This is a genomic window from Streptomyces hainanensis (genome assembly GCF_004348415.1).
Classification (GTDB): Bacteria; Actinomycetota; Actinomycetes; order Streptomycetales; family Streptomycetaceae; genus Streptomyces; species Streptomyces hainanensis.
In genome coordinates this window covers 1-8,275 of sequence record NZ_SMKI01000360.1, presented here as the reverse complement: position 1 = coordinate 8,275, position 8,275 = coordinate 1, and the positions used below count along the sequence as shown (strand labels likewise).

The 8,275-nt window shown below is 71.5% G+C and carries 6 protein-coding genes and 1 riboswitch; of the genes, 2 read left to right on the top strand and 4 right to left on the bottom strand.

The features are described from left to right. Positions 1-547 precede the first annotated feature (547 nt). The 4 genes from groL to thrC form a co-directional block, all read right to left on the bottom strand. Positions 548-2,176: a chaperonin GroEL gene (gene groL, locus E1283_RS26860; RefSeq protein WP_132820744.1), complete on the bottom strand. Its 1,629-nt coding sequence runs from the start codon at positions 2,174-2,176 to the stop codon at positions 548-550. 279 nt (positions 2,177-2,455) lie between these two features. Next, positions 2,456-2,659: a cold-shock protein gene (locus tag E1283_RS26855; protein WP_037653356.1), complete on the bottom strand. Its 204-nt coding sequence runs from the start codon at positions 2,657-2,659 to the stop codon at positions 2,456-2,458. 462 nt (positions 2,660-3,121) lie between these two features. Next, positions 3,122-3,397, bottom strand: coding sequence for a MoaD/ThiS family protein (locus E1283_RS26850; protein WP_132820743.1), 276 nt, complete (start codon positions 3,395-3,397; stop codon positions 3,122-3,124). Between the two features lie 55 nt (positions 3,398-3,452). Beyond that, positions 3,453-4,766, bottom strand: a complete 1,314-nt coding sequence (gene thrC, locus E1283_RS26845; RefSeq protein ID WP_132820742.1) for a threonine synthase — start codon at positions 4,764-4,766, stop codon at positions 3,453-3,455. Then, positions 4,760-4,927, bottom strand: a riboswitch (SAM riboswitch). It overlaps the preceding gene by 7 nt. 330 nt (positions 4,928-5,257) lie before the next feature. Between thrC and E1283_RS26840 the strand changes: the two genes are divergently transcribed. Both E1283_RS26840 and E1283_RS26835 read left to right on the top strand, forming a co-directional pair. Beyond that, entirely contained in the window at positions 5,258-6,220 is a 963-nt protein-coding gene (locus tag E1283_RS26840; protein WP_132820741.1) for a glucosyl-3-phosphoglycerate synthase, read from the top strand. A 133-nt stretch (positions 6,221-6,353) separates the two neighbouring features. Further along, positions 6,354-7,787: an alpha,alpha-trehalose-phosphate synthase (UDP-forming) gene (locus E1283_RS26835; protein ID WP_132820740.1), complete on the top strand. Its 1,434-nt coding sequence runs from the start codon at positions 6,354-6,356 to the stop codon at positions 7,785-7,787. Positions 7,788-8,275: the final 488 nt, after the last annotated feature.

Sequence of the window (8,275 nt, the reverse complement as noted above, 5' to 3'; positions counted from 1 at the left end):
AAGCAAGGGGCGGGCGGGCTCCGCCGCCGCGCGTCCCGTGCGAAGCGCGGAGTGGGCGCGGCCACCGCGGCGAAGCCGCGAGGCGCCACGCGGAACGCGGAACGGGCGGGCCGGCTGCCGGGCGAAGCCCGTCGGCCCACGGCACGAAGCCGGGGGCGGGTGTGCCCGCGGGCGCGCGGCCCGCGCGCAATGCGTGGAACAGCCGGACGGGCCACCGGAACCCGGCCCTGCCGGGCGAAGCACGGAAACGGGCGGCGGAGCCGCTGAGCGGCACGGCGTGCGACAGGTGCCGGACCGGCGCCGCCAACCGCCGTGCCAGGCGCGGATACCGGCGCCCCGGCGGCGAAGCCGCGCGGCACCGCGCGAAGCGGGCCCCCCGGAACGGCGGCCCGGTGGCGAAGCCGCACCGCGAAGCGGGAAACCCACGGAGCGGACGGCCGCCGGGAGCCCTCCGGAAACGGCGGGGGCCCGCCCGGCGGCTGGGAGCCGCCGGGCGGGCCCGGGAACTTCGAGGACGGTGCGCGGCAACGTGCAATCCGGCAAGCCGTCAGAAGTCCATCCCACCGCCCATGTCGCCCGCACCGGCGCCGGCGCCGGCCGCCGCCTTCTCGGGCTTGTCGGCGATGACGGCCTCGGTGGTGAGGAAGAGGGCCGCGATGGACGCCGCGTTCTGCAGGGCGGAGCGGGTGACCTTGGCCGGGTCGATGATGCCCTCGGCCAGCAGGTCGACGTACTCGCCGGTGGCCGCGTTCAGGCCGTGGCCCGGGGTCAGGCCGCGGACCTTCTCGACCACGACGCCGCCTTCGAGGCCGGCGTTGACCGCGATCTGCTTCAGCGGGGCCTCGAGCGCCAGCTTGACGGCGGCGGCACCGGTGGCCTCGTCGCCGTCCAGGTCCAGCTTGTCGAAGACCGAGGCGGCCTGCAGCAGGGCGACGCCACCACCGGCGACGATGCCCTCCTCGACGGCGGCCTTGGCGTTGCGCACCGCGTCCTCGATGCGGTGCTTGCGCTCCTTGAGCTCCACCTCGGTGGCGGCGCCGGCCTTGATGACGGCCACGCCGCCGGCCAGCTTCGCGAGGCGCTCCTGGAGCTTCTCGCGGTCGTAGTCCGAGTCGGAGTTCTCGATCTCGGCGCGGATCTGGTTGACGCGGCCCTGGACCTGCTCGCTGTCACCGGCACCGTCGACGATGGTGGTCTCGTCCTTGGTGATGACCACCTTGCGGGCGCGGCCCAGCAGGTCGAGGGTGGCGTTCTCCAGCTTGAGGCCGACCTCCTCGGAGATGACCTGGCCGCCGGTGAGGATGGCGATGTCGTTGAGCATGGCCTTGCGGCGGTCGCCGAAGCCCGGGGCCTTGACGGCGACGGACTTGAAGGTGCCGCGGATCTTGTTCACGACGAGCGTGGACAGGGCCTCGCCCTCGACGTCCTCGGCGATGATCAGCAGCGGCTTGCCGGACTGCATGACCTTCTCCAGCAGCGGCAGCAGGTCCTTCACGCTGCCGATCTTGGAGTTGACGATGAGGATGTAGGGGTCCTCGAGCTCCGCCTCCATGCGCTCCATGTCGGTGGCGAAGTAGGCGGAGATGTAGCCCTTGTCGAAGCGCATGCCCTCGGTGAGCTCGAGCTCGAGCCCGAAGGTCTGCGACTCCTCGACGGTGATGACGCCTTCCTTGCCGACCTTGTCCATGGCCTCGGCGATGAGCTCGCCGATCTGGGTGTCGCCGGCGGAGATGGAGGCGGTGGAGGCGATCTGCTCCTTGGTCTCGACCTCCTTGGCCTGACCGAGCAGGGCCTCGGAGACCTTCTCGACCGCGGCCTCGATGCCACGCTTCAGGGCCATCGGGTTGGCACCGGCGGCCACGTTGCGCAGGCCCTCGCGGACCAGGGCCTGGGCCAGCACGGTGGCGGTGGTGGTGCCGTCGCCAGCGACGTCGTCCGTCTTCTTGGCGACCTCCTTGACGAGCTCCGCGCCGATCTTCTCGTAGGAGTCCTCGAGCTCGATCTCCTTGGCGATGGAGACACCGTCGTTGGTGATGGTCGGAGCGCCCCACTTCTTCTCAAGGACCACGTTCCGACCCTTGGGGCCGAGCGTGACCTTGACGGCGTCCGCGAGCTGGTTCATCCCGCGCTCGAGGCCGCGCCGCGCCTCCTCGTTGAACGCGATGATCTTGGCCATGTGAAGGGGTCCTCCCAGGTACCGGGGTGGATTACTCCGGACCGCGCTGGCGCCCGCGACGGACGGCCCATCGGCCGGTGGTTCCTTGCCCCACCTGCCGAACGGACCTCACCGAACCGGTCCTTGCTGTCACTCTCACCCGGAGAGTGCTAACGCCCATGATTAGCACTCTCCCCCCGAGAGTGCAAGCGGCGACCGGGGCGGGAGACGCGCCGAGGGCCCGCGCCCAAGGTGCGGGCGCGGGCCCTCGGTATCGAGGCCGTGGTACGGTCGGGCGATTCAGACGGCCACCCGGACCATGTCGGCCTGTGGCCCCTTCTGTCCTTGCGAGATCTCGAACTCGACCCGCTGACCCTCTTCGAGAGTGCGGTAGCCGTCCATCTGAATCGCGCTGTAGTGGACGAACACATCCGCACCACCGTCTACCGCGATGAAGCCGTAGCCCTTCTCCGCGTTGAACCACTTGACGGTGCCCTGAGCCATTCCTAACTCCCCATTTTGCTGGCCCTTTCACGAGACCGCACTCCGCGGGCCCGGGTCAGACCTCATCAGACCCCACCCCCGGGCGGTGTGGGGGTGTGCGCCGGAACGCGTCGACCGCCGCTGAATGTATCTGGACGGACGCCCAGTGCAACAGGCCATTCGAGGGAGAATTCTTGGCAAGCCAGAACGGGCAAATGCCAAATATTAGCTGAAAGTTGAATCATTCGCCAGGGCTTTTTCACCCCAACCCGACAATTCGTACGTCGATTTTCGGCACATTATTTGCGCCATGTGTCGCGAATTCATATGCGGGTGGCATCGGCCAACGGCCGCTTCGACGCTCACTCTATCGCCCCCCTGACAGCCGACCGCCCCGAGCCGGGAGGGCTCGGGGCGGGCGTGGAGCGCGTGTGGAGCTGGGGATTTGCGGTGGTAACGGCCGCTTACCGGACAAACGGAACGTCAGCCTCCGGCGACGGCGGGGATGATCGACACGCCCGCGCCGTCCGGGGTGGGGGTCAGCAGGCCTTCGGTGAAGCGGACGTCGTCGTCGTTCACATAAACGTTGACGAACCGCCGCAGCCTGCCCTCGTCGTCCAGCACCCGGGCGGCGATCCCCTGGTGGTTCCGGTCCAGGTCGGCGAGCACCTCGGCCAGGGTCCCACCGTCGGCCGGGACCTCGGCCAGGCCGCCGGTGTAGGTGCGGAGGATGGTGGGGATTCGGACGGTCACGCTCATGTGGTTCTACCTCCCGTGAGGGGTTGGCTGGCCTGGGTCGGGTTCGGGCGGCGGATCACGCCAGACCGGCTTGCCGGAACGCGTCGAGGCTCGGCGGGATCGTCGCGGTCGGGCCCGCCGCCGAGGCGACCGCGTCCAGGGTCTTGAGGCCGTCGCCGCTGTTGATGACGACGGTCGTCAGGGAGGGGTCCAGGGCGCCCTCCTCGATCAGCTTCCTGGTGACGCCCAGCGTCACGCCGCCCGCGGTCTCGGTGAAGATCCCCTCGGTGCGGGCCAGCAGGCCGATCGCGTCCACCACCTGTGCGTCCGTGACGTCGGCCACCGCGCCGCCGGTGCGCCGGGCGATGTCGAGCACGTAGGGGCCGTCCGCCGGGTTGCCGATCGCCAGGGACTTGGCGATGGTGTTCGGCTTGACGGGGCGGACCACGTCGTGGCCGTCCCGGAAGGCCCGGGAGACCGGCGAGCAGCCCTCGGCCTGGGCGCCGAAGATCCGGTACGGCCGGTCCTCGACCAGGCCGGTGGCGATCAGCTCCTTGAGGCCCTTGTCGATCTTGGTGAGCTGGGATCCGGAGGCGATCGGGATCACCAGCTGGTCGGGCAGCCGCCAGCCGAGCTGCTCGCAGATCTCGAAGGCCAGCGTCTTGGAGCCCTCCGCGTAGTAGGGGCGGAGGTTGACGTTCACGAAGCCCCAGCCCTCGCCGAGCGGGTCGCCGATGAGCTCGCTGCAGAAGCGGTTGACGTCGTCGTAGCTGCCGTCGATGGCGACGACCTGACCGCCGTAGACGGCGGCCATGACGACCTTGGCCTGCTCCAGGTCGTGCGGGATGAAGACGCAGGAGCGCAGGCCCGCACGGGCCGCGGCGGCGCCGACCGCGCCGGCCAGGTTGCCGGTGGACGAGCACGACAGGGTGGTGAAGCCGAAGGCACGCGCCGCTTCGAGCGCCTGGGCGACCACCCGGTCCTTGAAGGAGTGCGTCGGGTTGCCCGAGTCGTCCTTGACGTAGAGGGGGCCGGTCACGCCGAGCTCGGCGGCCAGCCGGTCGGCCTTCACCAGCGGGGTGAGGCCGGGGTTCAGGTTGGGCTTGGTGGCGACGTCGGCGGGGACGGGCAGCAGCGGCGCGTAGCGCCAGATGCTCTTGGGTCCCGCCTCGATGCGTCGGCGCAGGCCCTCGGGGTCGCCGCTCGGCAGGTCGTACGCGATCTCGAGCGGCCCGAAACAGGACGCGCAGGCGAAGATCGGGCTGAGCGGGAAGCGCTCGCCGCACTCGCGACAGGAGAGCGCGGCGGCCGGACCGAGGTCGACGGATGCGGTGGGTGACGAGTCGGCTGCGGTCAGCACGGACATGGGTGCGAGGCCCTTTCCTCTCATCTTCCCCGGGGCGGATCTCGCCACGGGACGGAATTGGCACCTTCCCCACCGGAATTCTCGTCGGACGCGGCCGTCATTGGCCGTCACTCCGTGTCACGAGGACCGGCGGAAGGGTTGCCGGGGCTTCAACGGGCCGTTCCCTCTGCCCCTCTGGATGAGCTGTATGCAGTTGTCGGCGCGACCCCCGATATGCGGAGGACACCTGCGCTGTTCGAGACTGTAACCGACACCCCCCACAATGGCCCGGGCCGTCCGATCCGCGAGACACGAGGAGACACGGGAGACAGTGGGTGATCCGGGAGACAGCAGCGCACTGGCGCGGGCCTGAGGGCACCCTTGGCGGGCCCGGAGGAGTCGGGGACCCGGCAGCGCCGTCATCTCGCATGGTCTCGACGGATTCGGGTACGCCGGTATAGGGCAGATACGGCCAAACGATGCAATGGTGGCCAAAAGAGTTCGAACATGGCCGAACGCGAACAGGAGCGACATTCGTGCTGGAAGAGGCAGAGGAGTGGCTGAGCCGCCGGTCCTGGACCGCCGCTGACCGCCCGCTGCCGCGGCTGTTGAACGCGAAGCGGGCAGCAGGAGCGGCCGGGAGCATCAGCGTGGTACTCCCCGCACTGAACGAGGAGGCGACCGTCGGCACCATCGTGGAAGCGCTCAGGCGCGACCTGATGGAGCGGGTGCCGCTCATCGATGAACTGCTGGTGGTGGACTCCGGCTCCACCGACCGCACCTCGGAGGCCGCGGCCGCGGCGGGCGCGAAGGTCGTGCACCGCGACGAGATCCTGCCGCGGATGCCGACCGTCCCGGGCAAGGGCGAGGTGCTGTGGCGCTCGCTGATGGCGGCGAGCGGCGAGATCATCTGTTACGTCGACGCCGACCTGCGGGAGTTCGACTCCACCTTCGTCTCGGGCATCGTCGGGCCGCTGCTCACCGAGCCCGACGTGCACCTGGTCAAGGCCATGTACGACCGGCCGCTCGGCGACAAGCCGAACGGCGCCCACCAGGGTGGCCGGGTCACCGAGCTGGTGGCCCGCCCGCTGCTCAACCTGCACTGGCCGCAACTGGCCGGCGTCGTCCAGCCGTTGGGCGGCGAGTACGCGGCCCGTCGCTCGCTGCTCGAGCGGCTGCCGTTCCCCGTGGGCTACGGCGTGGAGCTCGGCCTGCTGATCGACACGCTGCACACGGCCGGCCTCGACGCCCTGGCCCAGGTCGATGTGGGGGTGCGCAAGCACCGCCACCAGGACGGGCAGGCGCTGGGGCGGATGGCGGCGGCGATCATGCGGACCGCGCAGTGCCGGCTGCCCGGCTCGGTGCTGCCGATGCAGGTCGACATGACGCAGTTCGACCGCGGGGAGGGCGGCTTCGAGCCGCGCACCCACCTGATCAACGCGGAGGAGCGTCCGCCGATGTCCACCATTCCCGAGTACGCGGCGCGCCAGGCGGCGTAGTCACGCGGGAGGCCGCCGGGGCGGGTGTGACGTGTCGCACGTTTCACCCGCTCCCCCGCTGGCTAGCCTCGGACCACGTCCCCACGCGTCACGCGCCTCCGGCACCTCGATCTCCCCAGGGAGTCTCGATTCGATGACTACCGAAGCTCGGGCCGAAGTTCTGGTCGCGTCCAACCGCGGCCCGGTCAGCTACTCGGTGGCGGCCGACGGTTCACTCGCCGCCCGCCGCGGTGGCGGCGGCGTCGTGTCCGGCCTGATGGCACTCGGTTCCGGCGCCGGCACCTGGGTGTGCGCGGCGCTCGGCGAGGGCGACCGGGCCGCGGCGGCCCGGTTCGGCGGCACGCTGCCGGCCGCCGACACCGGCGGCCAGTCGGTGCGGATGCTGGAGATCCCGCCCGACACGTACGACGCCGCCTACAACGGGGTCGCCAACTCGGTGCTGTGGTTCGTCCACCACCTGCTCTACCAGACCCCGTTCGAGCCGGTCTTCGACGAGACCTTCGAGGAGCGCTGGGCCGGCTTCGAGGCGTACAACACCGCCTTCGCGGACGCGCTCGCCGAGGAGGCGGGCGAGGGCGCGGCCGTGCTGGTGCAGGACTACCACCTGTCGCTGGTGCCCCGGATGTTGCGGGAACGCCGCCCCGACCTGCGGATCGGCTTCTTCGCGCACACCCCGTGGGCGCCGCCCGACATGTTCCGGGTGCTGCCCGACCCGATCGCCCGGCGGGTGCTGCTCGGCATCCTGGGGTCCGACCGGGCCGCGTTCCACACCCGCCGCTGGGCGGACGCGTTCGCCGCCTGCTGCTCCGACCAGTTGGGCACCGGGCAGGCCGACGACGTCGTCGCGCACGAGGGCCGCACGACGAGGCTCGGCGTCCACGCGCTGGGCGCCGACGCCGAGTTCCTGCGGGACCGGGCGTTCCGGCCGGACGTGGACGAACGGTTGGCCGCGCTGCGCGCCGAGATCGGCGACCGGCGCACCATCGTGCGGGTGGACCGCACCGAGCTGTCCAAGAACATCGTGCGCGGCCTGCTGGCCTACCGGCGGCTGCTGGCCGAGCGCCCCGAGTGGCGCGGCCGGGTCACGCACGTGGCGTTCGCCTACCCGTCGCGGCAGGACCTGGCCGTCTACCGCGACTACACGGCCGAGGTGTCCCGGGTCGCGGAGGCGATCAACGCGGAGTTCGGCACGGACGACTGGTCGCCCGTGCTGCTGCACGTCAAGGACGACTTCGCCCGCTCGCTCGCCGCCTACCGGCTGGCCGACGTGGCGTTGGTCAACCCGATCAGGGACGGGATGAACCTCGTCGCCAAGGAGGTCCCGGTGATCTCCGAGAAGGGCGTGGCCCTGGTGCTGTCCAGGGAGGCCGGCGCGGCCGCCGAGCTCGGCGAGGACGCGCTGCTGGTCAACCCGTACGACATCGCGGGCACGGCCCAGGCGCTGCACCGCGCGCTGACCATGCCGCCGGAGGAGCGGGCCAGGCGCAACGAACGGCTGTCCACCGCGGCCACGGCCCTGCCACCCACCACCTGGTTCCTCGACCAACTCGACGGCCTGACGGCCTGACGGCCTGAAGCTCCCGCCGACGCCGGCCTCGGCGTCGGCGACCGGTTCGGCGTCCCCGGCCTACCGGCCGGAGGGGTAGGACTGGCACAGCCCCGCCGGGCCCCGCCGGCCGGGCTCGCGGCCACGGGAGGTTGGCCGGCGTCGTGGCCAGCCCGCCCCCGAAGCCGAGCGCCAGACCTTCATGCCGGATCCGTGGCGCACCACCCCGGCCGTCAGGCACCGACCACGGGCTTCCGCCCGCCCTGGCCGGCCTCCAGCCGGGGCCGGGCACTCAGGCGCCCGGCGGCCCACGGCCGCCTCGGCCTCCAGGCCGCTCGGCCGGCCGAGCGGCCCATGGCCGTCCTACACCAGCGCCCCCGGCGCCGGCCAGCGGCCAGCGCCCCCGCATCCGCGAATTCGGGAGGTCGGGAGGCCCAGCGGCCAGCGCCCCCGCATCCGCGAGATCGGGAGGTCGGGAGGCCCAGCGGCTAGCGGCCCGGCTTCGGGAG